The organism is Aureimonas flava (assembly GCF_003583935.1).
GTDB lineage: Bacteria > Pseudomonadota > Alphaproteobacteria > Rhizobiales > Rhizobiaceae > Aureimonas > Aureimonas flava.
Window position 1 is genome coordinate 337,463 of record NZ_QYRN01000006.1, and the last position, 21,682, is coordinate 359,144.

The 21,682-nt window shown below is 70.2% G+C and carries 21 protein-coding genes, 2 tRNA genes, 1 pseudogene and 1 riboswitch; of the genes and pseudogenes, 15 read left to right on the forward strand and 9 right to left on the reverse strand.

Features of this window, described 5'->3' with window-relative positions; genetic code table 11:
- Positions 1 to 127: 127 nt before the first annotated feature.
- Positions 128 to 589: a hypothetical protein gene (locus D3218_RS13435; RefSeq protein WP_119540586.1), complete on the reverse strand. Its 462-nt coding sequence runs from the start codon at positions 587 to 589 to the stop codon at positions 128 to 130.
- 81 nt (positions 590 to 670) lie between these two features.
- On the opposite strand from D3218_RS13435, the gene D3218_RS13440 reads away from it, so the two are divergent.
- Positions 671 to 1,834 carry a PQQ-dependent sugar dehydrogenase gene (locus tag D3218_RS13440; RefSeq protein ID WP_119540587.1) on the forward strand — a complete coding sequence of 388 codons (1,164 nt, stop codon included), beginning with the start codon at positions 671 to 673 and terminating at the stop codon, positions 1,832 to 1,834.
- Positions 1,835 to 1,865: 31 nt separating this feature from the next.
- On the opposite strand, the gene pqqE is transcribed toward D3218_RS13440, so the two are convergent.
- The 4 genes and pseudogenes from pqqE to D3218_RS13460 all read right to left on the reverse strand — a co-directional run bounded on the left by pqqE (position 1,866) and on the right by D3218_RS13460 (position 6,066).
- Positions 1,866 to 2,975 (reverse strand): pyrroloquinoline quinone biosynthesis protein PqqE, encoded by a 1,110-nt coding sequence (gene pqqE, locus D3218_RS13445; RefSeq protein ID WP_119540588.1) that lies wholly within the window; start codon positions 2,973 to 2,975, stop codon positions 1,866 to 1,868.
- A pseudogene (pqqC, locus tag D3218_RS13450) lies at positions 2,972 to 4,017 on the reverse strand (pyrroloquinoline-quinone synthase PqqC). Before pqqC ends, pqqE begins: the two are co-directional and overlap by 4 nt.
- Positions 4,014 to 4,955 carry a pyrroloquinoline quinone biosynthesis protein PqqB gene (pqqB, locus tag D3218_RS13455; protein ID WP_342635115.1) on the reverse strand — a complete coding sequence of 314 codons (942 nt, stop codon included), beginning with the start codon at positions 4,953 to 4,955 and terminating at the stop codon, positions 4,014 to 4,016. The pseudogene pqqC and the gene pqqB overlap by 4 nt, the downstream one beginning before the upstream one ends.
- 1,021 nt (positions 4,956 to 5,976) lie before the next feature.
- Positions 5,977 to 6,066: transfer RNA gene (locus D3218_RS13460), tRNA-Ser, on the reverse strand.
- Between the two features lie 297 nt (positions 6,067 to 6,363).
- Between D3218_RS13460 and D3218_RS13465 the strand changes: the two genes are divergently transcribed.
- The 4 genes from D3218_RS13465 to D3218_RS13480 all read left to right on the forward strand — a co-directional run bounded on the left by D3218_RS13465 (position 6,364) and on the right by D3218_RS13480 (position 9,602).
- Positions 6,364 to 6,696 carry a hypothetical protein gene (locus D3218_RS13465; RefSeq protein WP_119540589.1) on the forward strand — a complete coding sequence of 111 codons (333 nt, stop codon included), beginning with the start codon at positions 6,364 to 6,366 and terminating at the stop codon, positions 6,694 to 6,696.
- A 5-nt stretch (positions 6,697 to 6,701) separates the two neighbouring features.
- Positions 6,702 to 7,373 carry a peptide-methionine (S)-S-oxide reductase MsrA gene (gene msrA, locus D3218_RS13470; protein WP_119540590.1) on the forward strand — a complete coding sequence of 224 codons (672 nt, stop codon included), beginning with the start codon at positions 6,702 to 6,704 and terminating at the stop codon, positions 7,371 to 7,373.
- A gap of 188 nt (positions 7,374 to 7,561) precedes the next feature.
- Positions 7,562 to 8,560: a BMP family lipoprotein gene (locus D3218_RS13475; RefSeq protein WP_119540591.1), complete on the forward strand. Its 999-nt coding sequence runs from the start codon at positions 7,562 to 7,564 to the stop codon at positions 8,558 to 8,560.
- Positions 8,561 to 8,633: 73 nt separating this feature from the next.
- Positions 8,634 to 9,602 (forward strand): nucleoside hydrolase, encoded by a 969-nt coding sequence (locus tag D3218_RS13480; RefSeq protein WP_119540592.1) that lies wholly within the window; start codon positions 8,634 to 8,636, stop codon positions 9,600 to 9,602.
- On the opposite strand, the gene D3218_RS13485 is transcribed toward D3218_RS13480, so the two are convergent.
- A complete protein-coding gene (locus tag D3218_RS13485) occupies positions 9,603 to 9,809 on the reverse strand; it encodes a SlyX family protein (protein WP_119540593.1) in 207 nt (68 codons plus the stop codon).
- Positions 9,806 to 10,240 (reverse strand): acyl-CoA thioesterase, encoded by a 435-nt coding sequence (locus D3218_RS13490; protein WP_119540594.1) that lies wholly within the window; start codon positions 10,238 to 10,240, stop codon positions 9,806 to 9,808. The genes D3218_RS13485 and D3218_RS13490 overlap by 4 nt, the downstream gene beginning before the upstream one ends.
- A gap of 155 nt (positions 10,241 to 10,395) precedes the next feature.
- On the opposite strand from D3218_RS13490, the gene D3218_RS13495 reads away from it, so the two are divergent.
- The 7 genes from D3218_RS13495 to deoA are packed head-to-tail and all read left to right on the forward strand — an operon-like array spanning position 10,396 to position 17,011.
- Positions 10,396 to 11,925 carry an ABC transporter ATP-binding protein gene (locus D3218_RS13495; protein WP_119540595.1) on the forward strand — a complete coding sequence of 510 codons (1,530 nt, stop codon included), beginning with the start codon at positions 10,396 to 10,398 and terminating at the stop codon, positions 11,923 to 11,925.
- Positions 11,922 to 12,371 (forward strand): VOC family protein, encoded by a 450-nt coding sequence (locus D3218_RS13500; RefSeq protein WP_119540596.1) that lies wholly within the window; start codon positions 11,922 to 11,924, stop codon positions 12,369 to 12,371. The genes D3218_RS13495 and D3218_RS13500 overlap by 4 nt, the downstream gene beginning before the upstream one ends.
- Complete coding sequence (locus tag D3218_RS13505; protein WP_119540597.1) at positions 12,368 to 13,507, forward strand: ABC transporter permease; 1,140 nt, start codon at positions 12,368 to 12,370, stop codon at positions 13,505 to 13,507. Before D3218_RS13500 ends, D3218_RS13505 begins: the two co-directional genes overlap by 4 nt.
- Positions 13,507 to 14,475 carry an ABC transporter permease gene (locus tag D3218_RS13510; RefSeq protein WP_119540598.1) on the forward strand — a complete coding sequence of 323 codons (969 nt, stop codon included), beginning with the start codon at positions 13,507 to 13,509 and terminating at the stop codon, positions 14,473 to 14,475. Before D3218_RS13505 ends, D3218_RS13510 begins: the two co-directional genes overlap by 1 nt.
- 36 nt (positions 14,476 to 14,511) lie before the next feature.
- Positions 14,512 to 14,904 carry a cytidine deaminase gene (locus D3218_RS13515; protein WP_119540599.1) on the forward strand — a complete coding sequence of 131 codons (393 nt, stop codon included), beginning with the start codon at positions 14,512 to 14,514 and terminating at the stop codon, positions 14,902 to 14,904.
- Positions 14,904 to 15,704, forward strand: a complete 801-nt coding sequence (locus D3218_RS13520) for a purine-nucleoside phosphorylase (protein WP_119540600.1) — start codon at positions 14,904 to 14,906, stop codon at positions 15,702 to 15,704. The genes D3218_RS13515 and D3218_RS13520 overlap by 1 nt, the downstream gene beginning before the upstream one ends.
- Positions 15,701 to 17,011 (forward strand): thymidine phosphorylase, encoded by a 1,311-nt coding sequence (gene deoA / locus D3218_RS13525; protein WP_119540601.1) that lies wholly within the window; start codon positions 15,701 to 15,703, stop codon positions 17,009 to 17,011. Before D3218_RS13520 ends, deoA begins: the two co-directional genes overlap by 4 nt.
- A 16-nt stretch (positions 17,012 to 17,027) precedes the next feature.
- Here the strand turns inward: deoA and apaG are convergent, their stop codons facing one another.
- Complete coding sequence (gene apaG, locus D3218_RS13530) at positions 17,028 to 17,420, reverse strand: Co2+/Mg2+ efflux protein ApaG (RefSeq protein WP_119540602.1); 393 nt, start codon at positions 17,418 to 17,420, stop codon at positions 17,028 to 17,030.
- A 117-nt stretch (positions 17,421 to 17,537) separates the two neighbouring features.
- Positions 17,538 to 18,734 (reverse strand): O-succinylhomoserine sulfhydrylase, encoded by a 1,197-nt coding sequence (locus D3218_RS13535; RefSeq protein WP_119540603.1) that lies wholly within the window; start codon positions 18,732 to 18,734, stop codon positions 17,538 to 17,540.
- Between the two features lie 52 nt (positions 18,735 to 18,786).
- Positions 18,787 to 18,862: riboswitch (SAM riboswitch) on the reverse strand.
- Between the two features lie 91 nt (positions 18,863 to 18,953).
- Between D3218_RS13535 and D3218_RS13540 the strand changes: the two genes are divergently transcribed.
- From D3218_RS13540 to D3218_RS13550, 3 genes are all read left to right on the forward strand, one after another.
- The gene (locus D3218_RS13540; protein ID WP_119540604.1) at positions 18,954 to 20,036 is read left to right on the forward strand and encodes a 2'-deoxycytidine 5'-triphosphate deaminase; all 1,083 of its coding nucleotides are present in this window, start codon (positions 18,954 to 18,956) and stop codon (positions 20,034 to 20,036) included.
- A gap of 57 nt (positions 20,037 to 20,093) precedes the next feature.
- Positions 20,094 to 20,168: transfer RNA gene (locus D3218_RS13545), tRNA-Gly, on the forward strand.
- A gap of 599 nt (positions 20,169 to 20,767) precedes the next feature.
- Positions 20,768 to 21,682, forward strand: a 915-nt coding sequence (locus tag D3218_RS13550) for a cache domain-containing protein (RefSeq protein ID WP_119540605.1), incomplete at its 3' end; no start/stop codon positions are given.

Here is a 21,682-nt window from a genome sequence, read left to right on the forward strand (position 1 = left end):
CCGGCATCCTCCAAGGCTCAAAAAACGAGTTCAGGAAGGGCCACACTTCAGGGGGCAGGCCGATAGCGACGGAGGGTTCGTGAACGGAGCGCGTTCCGATCCGGCGAGGCGATGACCGACGTCCGATTCACGCCATGGCAGGTCTCGTGCGCTGGCCTGCGACGTAGGCGAACAACGCTCCGCCGATCAGGCCCGTCAACGACAGAGCCAGAAGGCCTTCGGGCGTACGGGCCGCGGCGACGAACGTCGGCATCGGGCTGACGAAGCCCATCACCTCGAATGCCGTCCATAGGGACACCGCTCCCGCCAGCGCGTGGATCGGGAGTCGCGCGTACGGAAGGGCTCGGGACATCGGCCAGGCGGCGACGAAGGCAGGGAGAAAGGCGGCCGCCGTGATCGCGGCCATGACAGGGCCGAAGAAGACGATGTCCTGAAGCGTCGTGAGCGTTCGGACAAGAGGCGATATTGGCGCTCCCAAGTCTGCAAGGTTCGATAGGTTGATATTCGTCTGAATGAAGCTTGCCGGGATCGCCGTCGCGAGAACGGCCAGCAGAAACGCGATCGCCAGGCGGCCGGCCGTTCGGGTCATCGTTCACCATTCCTTGTGTAGCGCCGCCGCCGGCCGTTCGTCGCCTATGTTGGCTGTCTACATGGAAGCGAGGCGACGCAAATGAACACGAACATTGCCGTGAACCCGTGCGCGCGCCGCTCTCGCCTTCCCGCCGTTGGTCTGTTGGCAACGCTGCTGTTCGGCCCGTCGCTGCCCGCCAAGGCCGAGCCGCCGCCTCGCGTCGATCCGAGCCTCTACCGCGTCGTGAGCGAGATCGAAGGGCTGGAGCGGCCCTGGTCGCTGGCGTTCCTGCCCGACGGGCGCCGCCTCCTTACGGAAGCGGTGGGGCGGCTGCGGGTCGTCGGCGCGGACGGCGCGCTCGACCCCGCGCCGGTGCGCGGCCTGCCGCCGATCTACACGGCCGGTCAGGGCGGGCTGATGGACGTTGCGGTCGACCCGGATTTCGCCGAGACCGGACGGATCTTCCTGACCTTCCTGCACGGCGACGCCGAGGCCAACAATGTGAGACTGGTCAGCGCCCGCCTGCGGGACGGCGCGCTCGACGACCTTCGGGTGCTCTTCACCGCGACGCCGAAGGCCGGCGGCTCCAATCACGGAAGCCGCATCGCCTTCCTGCCCGACGGGACCCTGGCGCTTTCGCTCGGCGACGGGTTCGACCGGCGCGAGGACGCGCAGGATCCCGCCAACACGCTCGGCAAGATCGTGCGGCTCGGCCGCGACGGGTCGATCCCGGCGGACAATCCGCTGGCCGCCCGCCCCGGCGCCGCACCCGAGATCCTGACGCTCGGGCACCGCAACGTGCAGGGGATCGCGCTCGATCCTTCGGACGGCACGCTTCTCGTCGCCGAGCATGGACCGCGCGGCGGGGACGAGCTGAACCGGCTGGTGCCCGGCCGCAACTACGGCTGGCCGCTGGTCTCCGGCGGCCTCGACTACAGCTTCGCGCGCGTCACGCCCTTCGCCTCGTTGCCGGGCTTCGAGGCGCCGCTCCTGGAATGGACGCCCTCGATCGCCCCCGCCGGGCTCGCGGTCTACGGGGGAGACCTGTTCCCGCAGTGGCGCGGAGCGCTCCTGGTGCCCGCGCTCGCGGAGAAGACGGTGCGCCTCGTGCATCGGCAAGGCGGGCGGATCACCGGGCAGGAGCTGCTTCTCGCCGAACTGGGCGAGCGGATGCGCGACGTCAGAGTCGCGCCGGACGGCTCGATCCAGGTCCTGACCGACGGGGAGACGGGGCGCCTCCTGCGGCTCGTGCCGCCGTCCTGACGGCACGCGGGACCGGAAAGTCCCGCCGGCGTCAGGCGGGCTCCGTCGCTGCGCCGATGCGCCGGTATCGGATGGGCGCCGGCGCGCCACGCGCCTCGTCCTCGGCCAGTCCCGAGATGCGGCCGTGCAGCGGCGACAGCGAGCAGGCGGGATCGGTCGCTGCCGCGTCGCCCGCCAGCATCATCGCCTGGCAGCGGCAACCGCCGAAATCGATCTCGCGTCGCTCGCAGCTGCGGCAGGGCTCCTTCATCCACGCCGTCCCGCGATAGGCCTCGAAGGCCGGGGAGCGCGCCCAGATGTCGGCGAGCGGCGTCCGCGCGGCGTTGTCGAAGGTCAGATGCGGGATCGAGGCGGCGCCATGGCAGGGCATCGCCGTGCCGTCGGGCGTGATCATGAAGGCGTCGCGCGCCCAGCCGCCCATGCAGGCCTTGGGATAGCGGGCGTAGTAGTCGGACGCCACGAAGTCGATCGCCAGCACGCCGCGAAGCGAGGCGCGCGCGGCTTCCACCACGCCGATCTGCCGCTCCACCGCCTCGCGCGAGGGCATCAGCGCCGCGCGGTTCAGGAGCGCCCAGCCGTAATACTGGACGTTGGCGATCTCCAGCCGTTCCGCGCCGAGAGCGAGGGCAAGCTCGATGAAGAGTTCGACCTCGTCGATGTTGCGGCGATGGATCGGCGCGTTGACCGTGAGCGGCAGACCGGCTTCGCGCACCGCGCGGGCGGCGGCGAGCTTGCGCTCGTGCGCGCCCTTGAGGCGGCCGATCAGCTCGGTGGTCTCGGCCCGCGCGCCCTGGAAGGAGATCTGCACATGGTCGAGCCCGGCGGCCTTCAGCGAGGCCACCATGCGCGCGTCGACGCCGACCCCGGCGGTGATGAGGTTCGAATAGACGCCGCGCGCGGCCAGGACGCTCACCAGTTCGGGCAGGTCGCGACGCAGCGTCGGTTCGCCGCCGGACAGGTGGACCTGCAGGATGCCGAGGTCCGCGGCCTGTTCGAGGATCGACGTCCACGCCTGCGTGCCGAGCTCCCGGTCGGCCTTCAGGAGTTCCAGCGGGTTGGAGCAGTAGCCGCATTGCAGGGTGCAGCGATGCGTCAGCTCGGCGAGGATGCCGATCGGAAGGCCGGGGCTCGTCTCGCTCACAGGCGCACCACCATGCGATCGCTCCAGTCCTGGAGGAAGGCGAGCACGTCGGCGCGCACCTCGCGCTCGTCCGCCCCGTATTCCCGGGCAAGTTCGCGGGCGATCGCCCCGGCCTCGGACCGCCCGTCGCATCGGCTGAGGATCGCAAGGCTGATCTCGTCGGGCCACAGCACCTTTTCCGGCGACAGGAGCGCCCAGGCGTTGCGGTGCGGATCGAAATGCATCCGTACATGGCGCGGCAGCGACGGGCGCGAGGCGACGTCGGCCAGCGGGCGCTCCGGGCGCGTCATGCGCCGTCCCCTGGCCTGAAGGCTCCCGGCGGCACGAGGCCCGGCTCGACATAGCTGAAATGCAGCGCGTCGAGCATGGTCCAGAGGATCTCGCACTTGGCGATCAGGGCGTCCACGACGAGCTGCTGTGTCTCCACGGTTCGGGCGTGCTCGCGCACGAAGGCCAGCGCCACGTCGACGTCGCGGGGGGCCTGCGTCAGGCGCGGCTTGAAGTAGCCGAGCGTGTCCTCGTCGACATAGGGATACTTCTGGAGGATCGCCGAGACGCGCTCGCCGATCACCTGCGGCGAGAACATCTCGGTGAGGGACGAGGCAATGGCTTCGAGGAGCGTGCGCTTTTCCACGAGCGTCAGATAGGCGCCGACGCTGAAACGCGTCGCGGGGAGCGCCAGGCGCTGCGAGGCCACGGTGTCGGCGTCGAGGCCGAGGCCCGTGGCCAGGCGCATCCAGCGCTCGATCCCGCCGGGCGTCGATCCGTCGCCGTCGTGGTCGAGGATGCGCTCGCGCCAGGCGAGGCGCAGCGGCCGGTCCTCGATGCGCGACAGGACGATCGCGTCCTTGCGCGGGATCACGGCCTGGTAGCAGTAGCGATTCAGCGCCCAGGCCTGCATCTGGCCGCGCGTCAGCGCGCCCTCGACCATCAGCCGGTGGAAGGGATGGCGGATATGGTAGCGTTCGTGCCCGACCTGCCGCAGCACGGCCTCGAGCTCGTCCGCGGAAAGCGTGCGGTCGAGACGGAAGTCGGGCGTCATAGTTCGATCTCCATGCCGTCGAAGGCGACCGTCCAGCCCGCGTCCTCAACGATGCGGCGCTCGGCCGAGCCCTCGTCGAGGATCGGATTGGTGTTGTTGATGTGCACGAAGACGCGCTGCGCGATGGTCGCCCCCGCCCATGCCTCCAGCGAGCCGCCCGCATCTGCGATCGGCAGGTGCCCCATGCGCCGCCCGGTCTTGGAGCCGACGCCGGCCCGGGCCATCTCGTCGTCGGTGAACACGGTTCCGTCGAAGAGGAGGAGGGCGCTCCCGTCGACGCGCTCGAAGAGCGCCGGGTCGACGCGGGCGCAGCCGGGCACGTAGAAGGCCGAACGGCCGCCGGCGTCCGTGATGCGCACGCCGACCGTATCCTCCGGGTCCGCCTCGAAGTCCCGGCCGGCCTCCCCGGTTTCCAGGAACAGCGCGACCTTGCCGGGCACGGCGAAGAGTTCGGCGCAAAGGCCCGTCGGCCCGTCCGGCCCCTCGACGGCGAAGGGCTCGTCGAGCCTCACCGGCAATCGGAGCACATGGGCCGGGTCGAGAACGCGGAAGATCGGGTTGTCCGCGAGAACGGCGAGCACACGTGCCGTCGCGTAGAGGTGGAAGTCCTGCCGCTCGCGCAGCGACAGGAGACCGGCGAGATGGTCGACATCGGCGTTCGTCAGCACCACGGCGCGGATCGGCGTCGAGCGCAGTGGCGCGTCCGGGGCCGGCTGGAGCGCGGGCGTCTCGTTGATCTGCTGGCGGATATCGGGCGAGGCGTTGAAGAGGACGAAACCCCGGCCTTCGCCCGCGCTCGCGGCAAGGCTCGACTGCAGGCGCGGGCGCATTTGGGGAGTTCCGGCCCGCGCCGCCCGGCTCAGGCGGTAGTTGCAGTTCCACTGCGGGAAGCCTCCGCCAGCGGCCGATCCGAGGATTGTCAGTCGCACGTCGCCCATATCCCATTCAAAGCGAACGGCCCGCCGCACGCGCGGCGGGCCGTCGAAGCGAGCCGTCGAGGCTCCCTACTTCTTGGCTTCCTTGCGCACCGCGATCTCGGCCTCCGCATAGCGGGTGATCTCGAAACCGGCGGCCACCTGGCACATTTCAGGCTTCTTCCAGGATTTGGTCATGGGATCTGCTCCATCTTGCAGCCGGATCATCCGGCCCCGACTCCAGAGTTAGTGTCGGTTGGTGACCGCGAACACAGGACGCCCATCAAACCATCTTGATGAACAGTCGCACGCGATCGAAAAACGGAAGGCAGGGGCCGATGACCTTCCCCAGCAGGTGACCTGGTTCAGATCCAATGCATGGTGGGCTTGTCGGCCGCGGTTCAAATGCCTGGCGTATTGGGTTGGGGCGGCGCGGGCGGCCTTTGCACGGTGGTTGGAGCGCATGCGCGGCGGCTCGAGGCTCGCATGGGGTCGCTCGGCGTTACCGTGCTCGCGCTGGCCATCGATGATGTGGGCATTCCCTTCTCAGGCGCCTACCGCCGGAGGTTCGGCGTGATACGGAGTGCAGCGATTACCCGCTTGGGCTGGTGCTGAGCATTTTTTGTGATGCTTGAGGTTGGCGGCATGGAAGGCGGCCATGGTCAGAACTCTGCTCGCCGTTGTTCGGTGGACGGTTTCGAATGTCGTGCGGGAAACCAGTCGACAGTGCCTAGGACACAACGCCATGGCGGAGGGGATCGCCATTCTATGTGGGTTGCCTACCCGGAACTGCCTTTCGCCGGCTGCTCCGGGCGCCCCTTTGAGGCCGACGATCGCCTTCACCCTCACAACTGCACTTCTAGGGACGCTGCAAAAAGGGGGGTAGGTCTGGTGACACATTCGCGAGCGTCGACGCGAGGCTAAAGCAGTCCTCATCTGCACTGCCGCTTACCTCTAATCGAAGGGGGCGGCCCCTAGTCTGAGAGGGTGGGGTGAGGCAGACGTTGTGGAGGAAAAACTGAAGCAGCGGCTGGCGACTGTCAGCTGGCGGAGGGAGGGGGATTCGAACCCCCGATACGGTTTCCCGTATACACACTTTCCAGGCGTGCGCCTTCAACCACTCGGCCACCCCTCCTGACCGGTCGGCCAAAACTCGAAGCGCGAGGCTCCGGGCCGGTGCCGGTACGGTGGGCGCGGACTATCACTGGAACGCTTCGTCTGGCAAGCGGTTTCATGCGCGGGCCGACACCGACGCGCCCGATGGGCGAGCCGGGGTAACGGCGTCGGCGGTGCCGCCGTGCGACGCGGCGGCGTTGCGTGCGCCGCTGGGAGGAACCATATCTGGACGGGGCGCCGAAACGACGAGCGGCGCGCGCAGGCTTGGGGCGTCGGGATCAGTCCCCCCGAGCCACTGGCGGGAGGAGGCGAGGCGATGCGGCTGTTGGCCTGGATCGTGCGTGTTGCGGGATGTCTCTTGCTGGCGGCGGCTACGGCGCTTGCGGTGGGCGACATCGCCCGGTCCATCGCGTCCGGCGCGACGGCGCTGATGCCGCTGGAGGCTGCGGCGCGCTCGGTGGGCCTGACCCTGTTCGACGCGGCGGCCGGCACGGTCTCGGCCAGCGGCGTGTTCGCGGCCGAGGGGCGCGGCGCGAGCCTTGCCAGCGAGATCGGGCGCCAGCCCGCGTCCGTCGTCCTCGGCCTAGCCGGGATACTGTTTCTTTTCGTCGGCCGGCCGCCGCGCCGCGCCACGCGAACCACGAGGTGAACGCCATGTCCTTTCTCGATCGACTGATGAAGAAGACGGTGCTGCCGACCGCCGAGGAAGCGCTGCCCGGACGCGCCGACGCGCTGGCGACGGCCGAGCGGCATTTCGTGTCCGATGCGCCGCTCAAGGGGCCGTTTCCGGCCGGCGCGCGGACGGCCGTGTTCGGCCTCGGCTGCTTCTGGGGCGCCGAGCGCAAGTTCTGGCAGCTTCCCGGCGTCCTGGTGACGGCGGTTGGCTATGCCGCCGGCTCGACGCCCAACCCGACCTACGAGGAGGTCTGCTCGGGCCGCACCGGGCACAACGAGGTCGTGCTCGTGGTCTACGATCCCGCCGAGATCTCGTTCGAGACGCTGCTGAAGACCTTCTTCGAATCGCACGATCCGACCCAGGGCATGCGCCAGGGCAACGACGTGGGCACCCAGTACCGGTCCGGCATCTACTGGACCGACGAGGGCCAGCGCGAGGCGGCCGAGGCCGCACGCGACGCCTATCAGGCGGCGTTGGACGAGGCGGGCCATCGCGGCCGCATCACCACCGAGATCCTGCCGGCGCCGGAATTCTTCTACGCCGAGGACTACCACCAGCAGTATCTCGCCAAGAATCCGCGTGGCTATTGTGGGCTCGGCGGCACCGGCGTGAGCTGTCCGGTCGGCCTCGGCCAGGTCGCGGCCGAATAGTCGCGGCCGTCTTGAAAGGGCAGGCGCGCCCTCCGGCGGGCGGCGCCCTTGCGGGACGTCGGCTTTTGCGTTGAGTATGGCCCTCGGCCACGCACGCCCGAGCGGCGGCGTGGCTGGCCTTTCCACGCGGGGCGCGAGCCCGGTGGTCGGCGTGGCCGTCTTCGCGCAACAGGGACACGACCCAACCCATGAAGCATCTTCTCGCCGGCCTGATGGCCGCCTGCTCGCTCGGCCTCGCCGGCCATGCGCTTGCCGCCGAGTTCAAGCCCGCCGTGATCTTCGATCTGGGCGGCAAGTTCGACAAGTCCTTCAACGAGGCGGCCTACAACGGCGCCGAGCGCTTCAAGCAGGAGACGGGCGTCGCCTATCGCGAGTTCGAGATGCAGAACGAGACGCAGCGCGAGCAGGTGCTGCGCCGTTTCGCGCGCGACGGGAACTCGCCGATCATCGGCGTCGGCTTCGCCCAGCAGGCGGCGATGGAGAACGTCGCCAAGGAATATCCCGACCTCCAGTTCGCCATCATCGACACGGTGGTCGACCGGCCCAACGTGCGCTCGATCCTGTTCAAGGAGGAGGAGGGATCCTACCTCGTCGGCATGCTGGCGGCGCTGAAGTCGCAGTCGGGCACGGTCGGCTTCGTGGGCGGCATGGACATCCCGCTGATCCGCAACTTCTCCTGCGGCTACAAGGGCGGCGCGCTCGCGGCCAAGAGCGACGTGAAGTATCTGGAGAACATGACCGGCACCACGGCTGCTGCCTGGAACGACCCGGTGCGCGGCGGCGAGCTCGCGCGCTCGCAGATGGACCAGGGCGCCGACGTGATCTTCCATGCGGCGGGCGCCACGGGCATCGGCGTGCTGCAGGCCGTGGCCGACGCCGACAAGCTCGGCATCGGCGTCGATTCCAACCAGAACGCCCTGCATCCCGGCAAGGTTCTGACCTCCATGGTCAAGCGCGTCGACAACGCGGTGTACCAGGCGTTCAAGGACGCGCAGGACGGCCAGTGGACCGCCGGCACGCAGACGCTCGGCCTGAAGGAGGACGGCGTCGGCTACGCGGTGGACGACAACAACAAGGACCTCATCACGCCCGAGATGACGGCGGCGGTGGAGAAGGCCAAGGCCAACATCATCGCCGGCACGATCCAGGTCCACAACTACAACACGGACAACGCCTGCCCCTACTGAGGCGGCGCGCATCCGGCCGACCCTTGGCGGCGCCCTCCCGGGCGCCGCTTCGCGTTCGGGGCCCCGCGATGCTATGCGCCGGGCCGAAGGCTTCCAGGAGGCGCCCTTGCGCAAAATCATCTTCGACACCGATCCGGGACAGGACGACGCGATCGCGATCCTCGCCGCGCTCGGCTCGCCCGAGCTCGACGTCCTCGGCATCGTGGCGGTGGCCGGCAACGTGCCGCTGCATCTCGCGGCGGCCAACGCGCGGCGCATCGCCGAGCTCGCCGGGCGTGGGGACATCCCCGTGCATGCCGGCGCCGAGCGGCCCTTCCTGCGGCCGCTGGTGACCGCCGAGCACGTGCACGGCGAGACCGGGCTCGACGGGCCGGACCTGCCGCCGCCCGCGACCGCCCTTCGCGACGGCCACGGCGTCGACTTCATCGTCGACACGGTGCGGGCCCATCCGCCGAAGAGCGTCACCATTGCCGCGCTGGGCCCTCTCACCAACCTCGCGCTGGCGCTGCTCAAGGCGCCCGACATCGCCGAGCGCCTGCAGGGCGTGGTGATGATGGGCGGCGCCTATTTCGAGGTCGGCAACGTCACGCCGACCGCCGAGTTCAACGTCTATGTCGACCCGGAGGCCGCCGCCTCGGTGTTCGCCAGCGGCGTCGATCTAACGCTTCTGCCGCTCGACGCGACGCACGGGATGCACGCCACCCCGGCGCGCATCGAGGCCTTCCGGGCGCTGGGCACCAGGGCCGGCGCGGCGGTGGCGGCGATGCTTTCCTTCTCCGAGGTCTACGACCTCCAGAAGTTCGGCTGGGACGGAGCGCCGCTGCACGACCCCTGCGTGACCGCCTTCCTGCTTCGGCCCGAACTCTTCGAGGGTCGGCGCGTCAACGTCGAGGTCGAGACCGGCAGTCCGCTCACGCGCGGCATGACGGTGGTGGACTACTGGGGCGTCACCGAGCGGCCGCCGAACGCCTTCTTCGTGCGCTCGGGCGATGCCGATGGCTTCTTCGCGCTGCTGACGGAGCGGATCGCCCGGCTCGCCTGATCAGTAGTGCGGCGGGCGCGTCGCCTCCGGGCGGGGCGCTGCGCTCTCCTCGAGGTCGAGAAGGCGCTGCACCAGCGCCTTCAGCGTCTTCTCGAGCCGCTCGACGCGCTGGCCCTGTGCCGCCATTTCGGCGGACATCTCCTCCACCGTCCGGTTCTGGTGCGCGAGCGCAATCTCGAGCTCGGTGATCCGATCCTGGTCGCTCATGGCCGCAATGCCTCCAGCGCATCGCGCAAGGGCGCCGGGACGGGCGACGGACGGCGGCTCGCCTTGTCGATGTGGACGTGCACGAACAGGCCTTCCGCCGCCGCGAGGTCCTCGTCGTTGCGAAAGACGCCGATCTCGTAGCGGATCGACGAGCCGCCGAGATGCCCGACGCGCAGGCCGACGCTGACGCGGTCGGGATAGCCGACCTCCGACAGGTACCGGCAGCCGGTCTCGGCGACGAAGAACATCGAATCGCGCGCCGACAGGCCGGTGCCCAGCAGCCAGCTCGTCACCGCCGTGTCGAAGAAGGCGTAGTAGGCGGCGTTGTTCATGTGGCCGTACATGTCGTTGTCGGACCAGCGGGTGGTCACGGGCACGAAGGCGCGATAGTCGGCGCGGCTCTGGCGCGGCGGGCGGGGTGTCTCGGACATGGGGCTCCACGGGATCTGACGGAAACGGACAGATGGGGCGAGCGCGGCCCGCGGATCAAGGGCCTTGCGCGCCGGGGATGGCGACCCGGCCTGTCTGGCGCTCGGGCGTGGAGGTCGATAGTCTGCCGCGAACGTAAGAAGGCGACAGGATCGGTATGGCCCCCGCGATCGAGCTGATCGGCATTTCCAAGAGCTTCGGCGCCGTGCGCGCCAACCGCGACATCAACCTCGCGGTGGAGCGGGGCACCATCCACGGCATCGTCGGCGAGAACGGGGCCGGCAAGTCGACGCTGATGTCCATCCTCTACGGCTTCTACCAGGCCGACGAAGGGGAGATCCGCGTCGGGGGAAAGCCGGTGTCGATCCCCGATTCCAACGCGGCGATCGCCGCTGGCATCGGCATGGTGCACCAGCACTTCATGCTGGTGGAGCCCTTCACGGTCCTCGAGAACATCATGCTGGGGGCCGAGCGGTCGGGCCTCCTGTCGCCGGGCATCCGCCGCGTGCGGGCCGAGCTCCTGCGGCTCGAGCGCGAGCACGGGCTGGCGATCGATCCCGACGCGGTGGTGGAGACGCTGCCCGTCGGGCTTCAGCAGCGGGTCGAGATCCTGAAGGCGCTGTATCGCGGGGCCGAGATCCTGATCCTGGACGAGCCGACCGGCGTGCTGACGCCGGCGGAAGCCGACCAGCTCTTCGCGGTGCTGCGCCAGCTCCGGACCGAGGGCAAGACGATCGTCCTGATCACCCACAAGCTGCGCGAGATCCTCGACGTGACCGACAACGTCTCGGTGATGCGCCGCGGCGAGATCGTCGCCACGCGCCCGACGCGCGACACCACCGCGGGCGAGCTCGCCGAGCTCATGGTCGGCCGGCGCGTCCTGCTGCGTGTGGACAAGCGGCCCGCCGCGCCCGGCGCGCCGCTCCTGGAGGTCGAGGGCCTGTCGGTTCGCGACGCGCGCGGCGTCGCCATGGTGGACGACGTCTCGTTCCAGGTGCGCGCCGGCGAGATCGTCGGCATCGCGGGCGTGGCCGGCAACGGGCAGTCGGAGCTTCTGGAGGCGCTGTCGGGCATCCGGCGCGCCGAGCGCGGCACGATGCGGCTGCGGGGCGAGACGCTGGACCCGACCGGCGCGCTCGACCCCGCCGCCATGCGCGCGCGTGGGCTCGCGCACGTGCCGGAGGACCGGCACCATGTCGGCCTCGTGCTGCCGTTCCAGGGATGCGAGAACGCGATCCTCGGCTACCATCGCGATCCGGCCTTCGGGAAGGGCCCGTTCCTCCACGTGAAGGCGATGCGCGACGATGCGCGCGCCAAGATCGAGGCCTACGACATCCGCCCGCCGTCCTGCGAGCTGAAGACCGCCAACTTCTCCGGCGGCAACCAGCAGAAGATCGTACTGGCGCGCGAGATGGAGCGCGACCCGGCGGTGCTGCTGATCGGCCAGCCGACGCGCGGCGTCGACGTCGGCGCCATCGAGTTCATCCATCGACGCGTGGTGGAGATGCGCGATTCCGGCAAGGCGGTGCTGCTCGTCTCGGTGGAGCTGGACGAGATCCGCTCCCTGGCCGACCGGATCCTGGTCATGTTCGCCGGGCGCATCGTCGGCGAATGCGGGCCCGAGGCGGACGAGGGCGAGATCGGCCTCCTGATGGCCGGCGAGACCCGCCGCGAGGCGGCCGAATGAGGGACGCGCGCGTTTCGCTTGTGACGCTCGGCGTGTCCGACCTCGCCCGCTCCGCCCGCTTCTACGAGGCGCTCGGCTGGACGCGCACGGACGCCGGCAACGAAGCGGTGGTCTTCCTGCAAGGGGAGGGGCTCGTTCTGTCCCTGTTCGGCATGCGCGACCTGGCGGAGGACGCCGGTCTCGCGGCCGAGCCGCTTCCGCGCTTCCGTGGCGCGACGCTCGCCGTCAACCTGCCCTCAGAGCCGGAAGCCGACCGCTTGTTCGCCGTGGCCGTCGCGGCGGGAGCCCAGTCGGTCAAGCCGTTGCAGAGAGCGTCCTGGGGCGGCTATTCCGGCTATTTAGCCGATCCCGACGGGCATCTCTGGGAAATCGCCCACAACCCGTTCTTTCCGCTCGACGCGCAGGGGCGCATCGACCTGACCCCGTCTTCCGAGGAGCCGGCATGAGCCGACCCTATGCCAAGCTGCCCGCCTGGATCGACCATGGCGTGATCCCGCTGCTCAACGTCGTGGTCGCGTTCGTGGTCGCAGGGCTCGTGGTGCTGGCCGTCGGCGAGAGCCCGGTCGAGGCGGCGCGGCTGATGCTGCGCGGCGCCTTCGGCTACGGCGAGGGCTTCGGCTTCACCTTGTTCTACACCACGAACTTCATCCTCACGGGCCTTGCCGTCGCGGTGGCGTTCCACGGCGGTCTTTTCAACATCGGCGGCGAGGGACAGGCCTATGTGGGCGGGCTCGGCGTCGCCTTCGTCGCGCTCAACCTCGGCTCGGTGCTGCCCTGGTGGCTCAACCTTCCGCTGGCGGTGGTCGCCGCCTTCGCGATGGGCGCCGCCTGGGCCTTCCTGCCGGGCTACCTCCAGGCCAGGCGCGGCAGCCACGTCGTCATCACGACCATCATGTTCAACTTCATCGCCTCGGCGCTGATGGTCTACCTCCTGGTCGGCCCCTTGCGCCCGATCGGCACGATGCAGCCCGAGACGCGCCAGTTCGACGCGGGCGGCCAGCTTCCCAAGCTCGGCGCGCTGTTCGACGCGCTCGGCTTCGACCTCGGCGGCGCGCCGCTCAACGTCACCTTCTTCGTGGCGCTCGTGGCCGCCGCGGCGGTCTGGGTCCTGATCTGGCGCACGCGCCTCGGCTACGAGATCCGCACGCTCGGCTTCTCACCCTCCGCCGCGCGCTACGCCGGCATGAAGGAGACGCGGCTCGTGGTCACCATCATGCTGATCTCCGGGGGCCTGGCCGGGCTCATGGCGCTGAACTCGGTGATGGGCGACCAGTACCGGCTCCAGCTCAACTTTCCGGCCGGCGCCGGGTTCGTGGGCATCGCCGTCGCGCTGATGGGGCGTGGCCACCCGGCCGGCATCATCCCGGCGGCGCTTCTGTTCGGCACGCTCTACCAGGGCGGCGCCGAGCTCGCCTTCGACATGCCGACCATCTCGCGCGACATGATCGTCATCATCCAGGGTCTCGTGATCCTGTTCGCGGGGGCCCTGGAGAACATGCTGCGTCCGGGCGTCGGGGTCATGTACGGCTTCCTCCGCCTGCGCGAGACCGGGCCGAAGCCGGTGGGCGGGGAGGCGCGCTGATGGATCTCGCCGGCTTCCTCAACCTCCTGGATTCCACCATCCGCCTGTCGACGCCGCTGATCTTCGCGGCGCTCGCCGGCCTCTATTCCGAGCGGTCCGGCGTCTTCGACATCGGGCTGGAGGGCAAGATGCTCGCGGGGGCCTTCGCCTCGGCGGCCGCCGCCGCCGTGTCGGGCTCGGCCATCCTCGGCCTCCTCGCGGGCGTCGGCGTCGCGGTCCTCTTCGCCCTGGTGCACGGGCTCGCCTCGATCACCCATCGCGGCAACCAGATCGTCTCCGGCGTCGCGCTCAACTTCATCGCCTCGGGCCTGACCATCATCCTCGGCAGCGCCTGGTTCATGCAGGGCGGCGTCACGCCGCCGCTGGGAGCCGACCAGCGGTTTCTCGGCATCGAGCTGCCCGGCGCGGCGGCGCTGCGCGACGTGCCCGTTCTCGGCTTCCTGTATTCGGGCCTCCTGTCCGGGCAGAACGCGCTGGTCTGGCTCGCCTTCCTGGCCGTGCCGCTCACGTGGTGGGTGCTCTACCGCACGCGCTTCGGCCTGCGCCTGCGGGCGGTGGGCGAGAACCCCGGCGCGGTGGACACGGCCGGCATCTCGGTGGCCTGGCTGCGCTACCGCGCGGTGATCGTGTGCGGCGTGCTGACCGGCCTTGCCGGCACCTACCTCTCCATGGCCCAGTCGGCCGGCTTCACGCGCGAGATGACGGCGGGGCGGGGATATATCGCGCTCGCGGCGCTGATCTTCGCCAACTGGAAGCCGGTGCCGACCCTCCTGGCCTGCCTCCTGTTCGGCTTCCTCGATGCGGCTTCGATCCGACTCCAGACGACGCCCCTGCCGGGCATCGGCCAGATCCCGCCGCAGTTCGTGCAGGCGCTGCCCTATATCCTGACGGTGATCCTGCTCGCGGGCTTCGTCGGCAAGTCCCGACCGCCGAAGGCCGGCGGCGTGCCCTACGTCAAGGAGCGCTGACCCGCGCCCCTTCCTCCAGATCCGGCAAGGCTCCCCATGTCCGAAGACCTCTTCCTCAAGGCCCGCGCGGCGATGCGGAAGTGCCACGCGCCCTATTCGCAGTTTCCCGTGGGCGCGGCGCTGCGCACGGAGGACGGCCGGATCTATGCCGGCTGCAACATCGAGGTCGTGAGCTTCCCCGAGGGATGGTGCGCCGAGACCACGGCCATCGCCCACATGGTGATGGACGGGGGTGGGCGCATCGCCGAGATCGCGGTGGTGGCGGAGCGCCTGCGGGCCTGCTCGCCCTGCGGCGGCTGCCGCCAGCGCATCGCCGAGTTCGCCCGGCCCGAAACGCGCGTCTTCCTGTGCGATGCGGTGGAGGGCGTGATCGAGACCGTGCTGATGGACGACCTCCTGCCCAAGGCCTTTCCGCGGGACGCCGTCTGATGGGCCTGCTCGCCGACGCCCTTCGCTCCCATCTCGGCACGCGCGCGCCGCAGGTGGCGCTGGTGCTCGGCTCCGGCCTCGGCGGGCTGGTGGACGCGGTGGAGGGGGCGCGACGCATCCCCTATCCGGCGCTGCCCGGCATGCCGGTCTCCGCCGTGAGCGGGCATGCGGGCGAAGTGGTGCTCGGACGGCTGGCGGGGGTCGAGGTCGTGGTCCTGTCGGGACGGATCCACTACTACGAGAGCGGAGATCCGGCCGCCATGCGCCCGGCGCTGGAGGCGCTGGCCGAGGTGGGCGTGCGCACGCTGGTGCTCACCAACGCCGCCGGCTCGGTGAACCCTGCGATCCGCCCGGGCGAGGTGATGCTGATCGAGGACCACATCGCCTTCTCGGGCCGCAACCCCTTGATCGGCGAGCCGTCCGACGCGCGCTTCGTCGGCATGACCATCGCCTACGACGAGGGGCTGCGCGCGGCCACGCTGCGTGCGGCCGAAAGGGTGGGCGAGGGGCTGCATCGCGGTGTCTACATGTGGTTCTCGGGCCCGTCCTTCGAGACGCCGGCCGAAATTCGCATGGCGAGGATCCTGGGTGCCGACGCCGTCGGCATGTCCACCGTTCCCGAGACCATCCTCGCGCGTTTCCTCGGCCTGCGCGTGGTGGCGGCCTCGGTCGTCACCAACATGGGCGCGGGCATCACCGGCGACGAGCTCAGCCACGCCGAGACCAAGGAGGTCGCCCCGCGCGGCGGGGCGCGTCTCGCGCGTATCCTGACCGAGGCGCTGCCGGAGATCGCGGCTTGACCCTGCCGCAGGAGATCATCCGCGCCAAGCGCGACGGCGGCGCGCTGCCGGCCGCCGACATCGCCGGCTTCGTGGCGGGAGTCGCCGAGGGGCGCATCAGCGAAGGGCAGATCGCGGCCTTCGCCATGGCCGTGTTCCTGCGCGGCATGGACCGCGCCGAGACCGTGGCGCTGACGCTCGCCATGCGCGATTCCGGCGAGGTGCTGGACTGGTCGTCGCTTCCCGGCCCGGTGCTCGACAAGCATTCCACGGGCGGCGTCGGCGACAACGTCTCGCTGATGCTGGCACCCATCCTCGCCGCCTGCGGCGCCTATGTGCCCATGATCTCCGGCCGCGGTCTCGGCCACACCGGCGGCACGCTCGACAAGCTGGAGGCGATCCCGGGCTACGCGGTCACGCCCGACGCCGCCGTGGTGCGCCGCGCGGTGCGCGAAGCCGGCTGCGCCATCGTCGGCCCGAGCGCCCGCCTCGCCCCGGCCGACGGACGGATCTACGCCGTGCGCGACACCACCGCGACCGTGGAATCGATCCCCCTCATCACCGCATCGATCCTCTCCAAGAAGCTCGCCGCGGGCGTCGGAACGCTGGTCCTCGACGTCAAGACCGGCTCGGGCGCCTTCATGGCCGATGCGGACGACTCGAGAGCCCTGGCGCGCACGCTGGTGGAGGTCGCCAAAGGAGCGGGGCTCCGTTGCCGCGCGCTTCTCACCGGCATGGACGAGCCGCTCGCCGCCGACGCCGGCAACGCGCTGGAGCTGCGCAACGCCCTCCGCTTCCTGACCGGCGAAGGGCGCGACGCGCGTCTCGAGGCGGTGACGCTTGCGCTCGCCGTCGAGGCGCTGGTGGTCGGGGGTCTTGCCCCCGGCGCCGCCGAGGCGGAGGCGGCTGCGCGCGAAGCTCTGCGCAGCGGGCGAGCGGCCGAGCGGTTCGCGCGCATGGCCGCACTGCTCGGCGGTCCGGCGGATCTCCTGGAGCGGCCCGAGTGCCACCTTGCCGTCGCGCCGGTCGTGCGGGCGGTGGGCGCCGGGCGCGCCGGCACCGTGGCGGCGGTCGACACGCGCCCCCTCGGGCTGGCGGTGGTGGAACTCGGCGGCGGGCGCCGGCGGCCAGGCGACCCGATCGACCCCGCGGTCGGGCTGGCGCGCATCGCCCCGGTCGGGACAGCGCTCGCGGCGGGCGACCCGCTCTGCCTCGTCCACGCCCGCGACGAGGCGGCGGCCGAGCGCGCCGTGCGGCGTGTCGCCGCCGCGATCACGCTTGCGGATGCCGCCGAGCCGACGCCGACGGTGCTGGAACGCTTCGGCTGAAGCGACGCCGACCGCCTCAGTTCAGGATGCGTCGATCGGCCGGCGCGTCCAGCGAGAAGGCCGGGATCTCCACCTCGAACAGACTGCCGTCCATCGACTGCATGCGGTAGTGACCCCGCATGATGCCCGACGAGGTCGCAAGCGGGCAGCCCGACGTGTAGGTGAAGCTGTCGCCCGGCTCGAGGATCGGCTCCTCGCCGACGACGCCCGGTCCCTCCACCACCTCGACGCGGCCCTGCGCGTCGGTGATGAGCCACCGGCGCGCGCGCAACTGCACCGTCTCGCGCGAGCCGTTCTCGATCTCCACCCGATAGGCGAAGACCCATTGGCCGCCCGGCGGATCGGACTGGTCGCCGAGATACGAGGGCGTGACCCTGACGGTGATGTGGCGCGTCGTCGCCTGATACATGGCCGGCTTCGTGAGCTGCGCGCGCCGGGGCCCGCGGATGGGATCTTGCCGCAATCCGCAGAGGAATGCGGCGAAACCGAGTTCGACCACCGCCGAGGCGGCGACGGGCACCCGTCCTCAGATCGCGTCGAGCGCGCGCGTCACGTCCTCCACCAGGTCTTCGCCGTCCTCGATGCCGGCCGACAGGCGCAGGAGGCCGGGGCCGATGCCGAGCTCGGCCCGCGCCTCGTCGGTCAGGCTCTTGTGCGTCGTGGTCGCCGGGTGGGTGATGAGGCTCTTGGCGTCGCCGAGGTTGTTGGAGATCTTGATGATCTCCAGCGCGTTGGAGAAGCGGAAGGCCGCTTCCTTGCCGCCCGCGAGGTCGAGCGCCAGGAGCGTCGAGCCGCCCTTCATCTGGCGGGCGATCACGGCGGCGTCCGGGTGGTCGGCCCGGCCGGGATAGATCACGCGCGCGACCTTGGGCGAGGCGGCCAGCGCGTCGGCGAGGCGCGCGGCGTTCGCCGTCTGCTGGGCGACGCGCAAAGGCAGGGTCTCCAGGCCCTTGAGCAGGCACCAGGCGTTGAACGGCGACAGCGAGGGGCCGGTGTGGCGGAAGAAGTCCTGCAGCTCCTCGGCGATCCACTGCGCGTCCGACAGGATCACCCCGCCGAGGCAGCGACCCTGTCCGTCGATGTGCTTGGTCGCCGAATACACCACGACGTCCGCCCCGAGCTCCAGCGGCTTCTGCTGCATCGGCGTGGCGAAGACGTTGTCCACCACCAGCCGGGCGCCGGCCTCGTGCGCGATCGCGGCGACGGCCGCGATGTCGATCACCTCCAGCGTCGGATTGGTCGGGCTCTCCAGGAAGAACAGCTTGGTTTCCGGCCGCACCGCGGCCTTCCACTGCGCCAGGTCGCGCCCGTCGACCAGCGTGCAGGCGACGCCCGCGCGCCCGAGCACGGTCTCGATGATGTAGCGGCAGGAGCCGAACAGGGCGCGCGCGGCCACCACGTGGTCGCCGGCCTTCACCGAGCATTGCAAGGCGGCCGAGACGGCGGCCATGCCGGAGGCGGTGGCGCGGGCGTCCTCCGCCCCCTCCAGCGCCATCATCCGCTCCTCGAACATGCGCGTCGTCGGGTTGGCGTAGCGCGAATACACGAAGCCGGGCTCCTCGCCCTTGAAGCGCGCCTCGGCGGCCTCCGCGTTCGGGTAGACGAAGCCCTGCGTCAGGAACAGCGCCTCGGACGTCTCGCCGAAGCCCGAGCGCATCGTCCCGCCGTGGACCATGGCGGTCGCAGGACGCAAGGGGCGGGGCGCATCGTTCTTCTTCAGCATGGGACGTCTCCGCAGCCGCTTTGGGGGGCAACAGACGCCATGGGCCGCTCGGACGGAACGCGAAACGGCCTTTAGCGACTTGTTTTACGTGGCTGCAAGCCGGCCGGCAAATCACCACGAACGGCTGTGAGCCTTAAGCCTCTCGCGCGGTGAAATCAATCGCCCGTTCCCAAGCCTCGCACGGCCTGCTAACGCGTTGGGCAGCAAGGAGTTGAGTTCATGGCCGGCGGCATCCTTCCCGATCGCGACATCGCGCGTCTGTCCGCGGACGGGCGCATCGCCTGCGAGCGGCCCTTCGACGCCGACCAGATCCAGCCCGCGAGCCTCGACCTGCGCCTGGGCGCCAAGGCGTATCGCGTGCGCGCGAGCTTCCTGCCGGGGCGCGGCAACCCGGTGGCCGCCAAGCTCGGCCGACTGTCGATGCACGAGATCGACCTTGCGGGCGGCGCGGTCCTGGAAACCGGCTGTGTCTACGTCGTGCCCCTTCAGGAAGGGCTGGACCTGCCGCCCGAGATCCGCGCGGCCGCCAACCCGAAGAGCTCCACCGGACGCCTCGACATCTTCACCCGCGTGCTGGCGGACGGCGCCCAGGAGTTCGACAAGATTCCGGCCGGCTACCGGGGGCCGCTCTATCTCGAGATCAGCCCGCGCACCTTTCCCGTGGTGGTCCGTCCCGGCTCGCGGCTGACGCAGATCCGCTTCCGCACCGGCGAAGCGCAGCTCGGCGAGGGAGAGCTCGCCGCCCTGCACGAGGCGCACCGCCTGACCAGCGCGGCGGACGCCAACATCTCCGGCGGCGGCATCGCCCTGTCGATCGACCTCGCGGGCGACGGAACCGGTCTCGTCGGCTATCGCGGCAAGCGGCATACGGGCGTCGTGGACGTCGACCGGCGCGGCGCCCTCGCCATGCTCGACTTCTGGGAGCCGATCCGGCGCGGCGCGGTGGGCGAGTTGGTGCTCGACCCCGACGAGTTCTACATCCTGGTCTCGAAGGAGGCCGTCCACGTGCCGCCGGCCTTCGCCGCGGAGATGACGCCCTTCGATCCGCTGGTCGGCGAGTTCCGCGTCCACTACGCCGGCTTCTTCGATCCCGGCTTCGGCCATTCCGCCGCCGGCGGATCGGGCAGCCGCGCGGTGCTGGAGGTGCGCAGCCACGATGTGCCGTTCATCCTGGAGGACGGCCAGATCGTCGGTCGGCTCGTCTACGAGCGCATGGCCGGCCTGCCCGACCGGCTCTACGGCGCGGACCTCAAGTCGAACTACCAGGCGCAGGGCCTCAAGCTCTCCAAGCATTTCCTCTGAAACCCGCCGGCGCCCGCTTGACGGCCGCCCCGCGTTGAAGGCAGTGTCTCGCCGAGCGCGGGCGTAGTTCAGCGGTAGAACGCCAGCTTCCCAAGCTGGATGTCGTGGGTTCGATCCCCATCGCCCGCTCCAGAATCCCAACCGCGCAGAAAACCGAAACGGCTCCGACGTTCACTCTGGACGGGTCTGGGACGAAGCCGTCGGACGTTCGTCGGGCGAAGAGATCGAGTTCCTCCGACTTCGGACGGTGACGACGGCATCGATGGCGGATGCCACACCCATGAGGCGACCTTTTAGGGTGCCGGGCTGCGCACACGTCATCGTGATGGAGTCCGAGCGGCGCGAAGGGCGTGCGTTCGAATTCGACGCCGTACCGCACAATTGCGAATGTGCGGAAGTCGCCGTGCTGACACCGTCGGCGCGCCCGAGGGAGCCTCGGCGGCGGCCTGTCCGGGAAGCTGGACCTCCGCGTGCGGCCCGCGCGCAGGTTCCGCGAGGGTTCGAACGGAAGGTTCGCCGTCCCTTGCCGCCGTCGTTCCGGGCGATCGCAGCCCGGTGAGCGTCCGGGTCTTCCCTGGCCCGCCCGATCCTCCGGATGATCCCGACCGCTCGTGTCACCCGGCCTCACGCAGCGGAATTGTACGTTTTTGGCATGTGGCCGGTACAGACTATTAGCGGGTTGGCAACCCATGCGTGACAGCCTACGCGCCGGAGTTATTTTGGGAGCCAAGATGTTTCGCAACCTGTCGCTGCCGGTCAAGCTGACCTCGATGCTGGCGCTGAGCCTTTTGCTTGTGACGGTTCTCGTCAGCGTGGCGGGAACGGCGCTCCTGCGGGACGATGCGTTCGAGCGGGCGGAGGAGCGGCAGGAGGTCAACATGCGCGTCGCCTGGGACATCCTGTCGGGCTACGGCAAGGACTTCGAGCGCCGGGGCGATGTCATCTATGCGGGACGCACGGCGCTGAACGATTTCAGCGAGCCGGTCGACCACATCAAGATGCTGGTGGGCGGCACCGCCACCGTGTTTATGGGCGACAGGCGCGTCGCAACCAACGTCAAGAAGCCGGACGGCTCCCGTGCGGTCGGCACGGCGCTCGCCGCCGGCCCGGTGTACGACGCCGTCCTCACGGCGGGCAAGCCGTTCCGGGGCGAGGCGGACATTCTGGGAACGCCGTTCTTCACCGCCTACGATCCGATCCGCAACGCGGCCGGCGAAGTGATCGGCATCCTCTATGTCGGCATTCCGCAGGCCGAGTTCCTCGCGCCGATCGTCGATGTCCAGCACAAGCTCATCGGAGTGTGCGTCGGCGCCGCCCTCGTGGTCGGGCTCGTGTTCCTCTGGGTCACCCGCCGCCTGATGGCGCCGCTCCGTCCGCTGATCGAGACCATCGCGGACGTCGCCGCGGGCCGGACCGACCACGTGGTCGGCGGCACCGAGCGCGGCGACGAGATCGGCCGGATCGCCCGCTCCGTGGAGGATCTGCGGCAGGCGCGCGAGGCGCAGCAGGGTCTGGAGCGCGAAGCGGAGGAGTCGCGTCGGTCGCAGGCGGCGAGCCGGGATCGTCAGTCTGCGCTGGACACGGCGAAGGCGGAGGATCTTCGGGCGTTCGTGGCGCAGGTTGAGATGGGGTTCACGCGTCTGGCG

Bases quoted from the DNA above. Each gene is read 5' to 3' on its own strand.
- D3218_RS13435 (WP_119540586.1), bottom strand. From the start codon at position 589: ATGACCCGAACGGCCGGCCGCCTGGCGATCGCGTTTCTGCTGGCCGTT.
- D3218_RS13440 (WP_119540587.1), top strand. From the start codon at position 671: ATGAACACGAACATTGCCGTGAACCCGTGCGCGCGCCGCTCTCGCCTT.
- pqqB (WP_342635115.1), bottom strand. From the start codon at position 4,955: ATGGGCGACGTGCGACTGACAATCCTCGGATCGGCCGCTGGCGGAGGC.
- D3218_RS13465 (WP_119540589.1), top strand. From the start codon at position 6,364: ATGCGGCTGTTGGCCTGGATCGTGCGTGTTGCGGGATGTCTCTTGCTG.
- msrA (WP_119540590.1), top strand. From the start codon at position 6,702: ATGTCCTTTCTCGATCGACTGATGAAGAAGACGGTGCTGCCGACCGCC.
- D3218_RS13475 (WP_119540591.1), top strand. From the start codon at position 7,562: ATGAAGCATCTTCTCGCCGGCCTGATGGCCGCCTGCTCGCTCGGCCTC.
- D3218_RS13480 (WP_119540592.1), top strand. From the start codon at position 8,634: ATGCGCCGGGCCGAAGGCTTCCAGGAGGCGCCCTTGCGCAAAATCATC.
- D3218_RS13485 (WP_119540593.1), bottom strand. From the start codon at position 9,809: ATGAGCGACCAGGATCGGATCACCGAGCTCGAGATTGCGCTCGCGCAC.
- D3218_RS13490 (WP_119540594.1), bottom strand. From the start codon at position 10,240: ATGTCCGAGACACCCCGCCCGCCGCGCCAGAGCCGCGCCGACTATCGC.
- D3218_RS13495 (WP_119540595.1), top strand. From the start codon at position 10,396: ATGGCCCCCGCGATCGAGCTGATCGGCATTTCCAAGAGCTTCGGCGCC.
- D3218_RS13500 (WP_119540596.1), top strand. From the start codon at position 11,922: ATGAGGGACGCGCGCGTTTCGCTTGTGACGCTCGGCGTGTCCGACCTC.
- D3218_RS13505 (WP_119540597.1), top strand. From the start codon at position 12,368: ATGAGCCGACCCTATGCCAAGCTGCCCGCCTGGATCGACCATGGCGTG.
- D3218_RS13510 (WP_119540598.1), top strand. From the start codon at position 13,507: ATGGATCTCGCCGGCTTCCTCAACCTCCTGGATTCCACCATCCGCCTG.
- D3218_RS13515 (WP_119540599.1), top strand. From the start codon at position 14,512: ATGTCCGAAGACCTCTTCCTCAAGGCCCGCGCGGCGATGCGGAAGTGC.
- D3218_RS13520 (WP_119540600.1), top strand. From the start codon at position 14,904: ATGGGCCTGCTCGCCGACGCCCTTCGCTCCCATCTCGGCACGCGCGCG.
- apaG (WP_119540602.1), bottom strand. From the start codon at position 17,420: ATGTATCAGGCGACGACGCGCCACATCACCGTCAGGGTCACGCCCTCG.
- D3218_RS13535 (WP_119540603.1), bottom strand. From the start codon at position 18,734: ATGCTGAAGAAGAACGATGCGCCCCGCCCCTTGCGTCCTGCGACCGCC.
- D3218_RS13540 (WP_119540604.1), top strand. From the start codon at position 18,954: ATGGCCGGCGGCATCCTTCCCGATCGCGACATCGCGCGTCTGTCCGCG.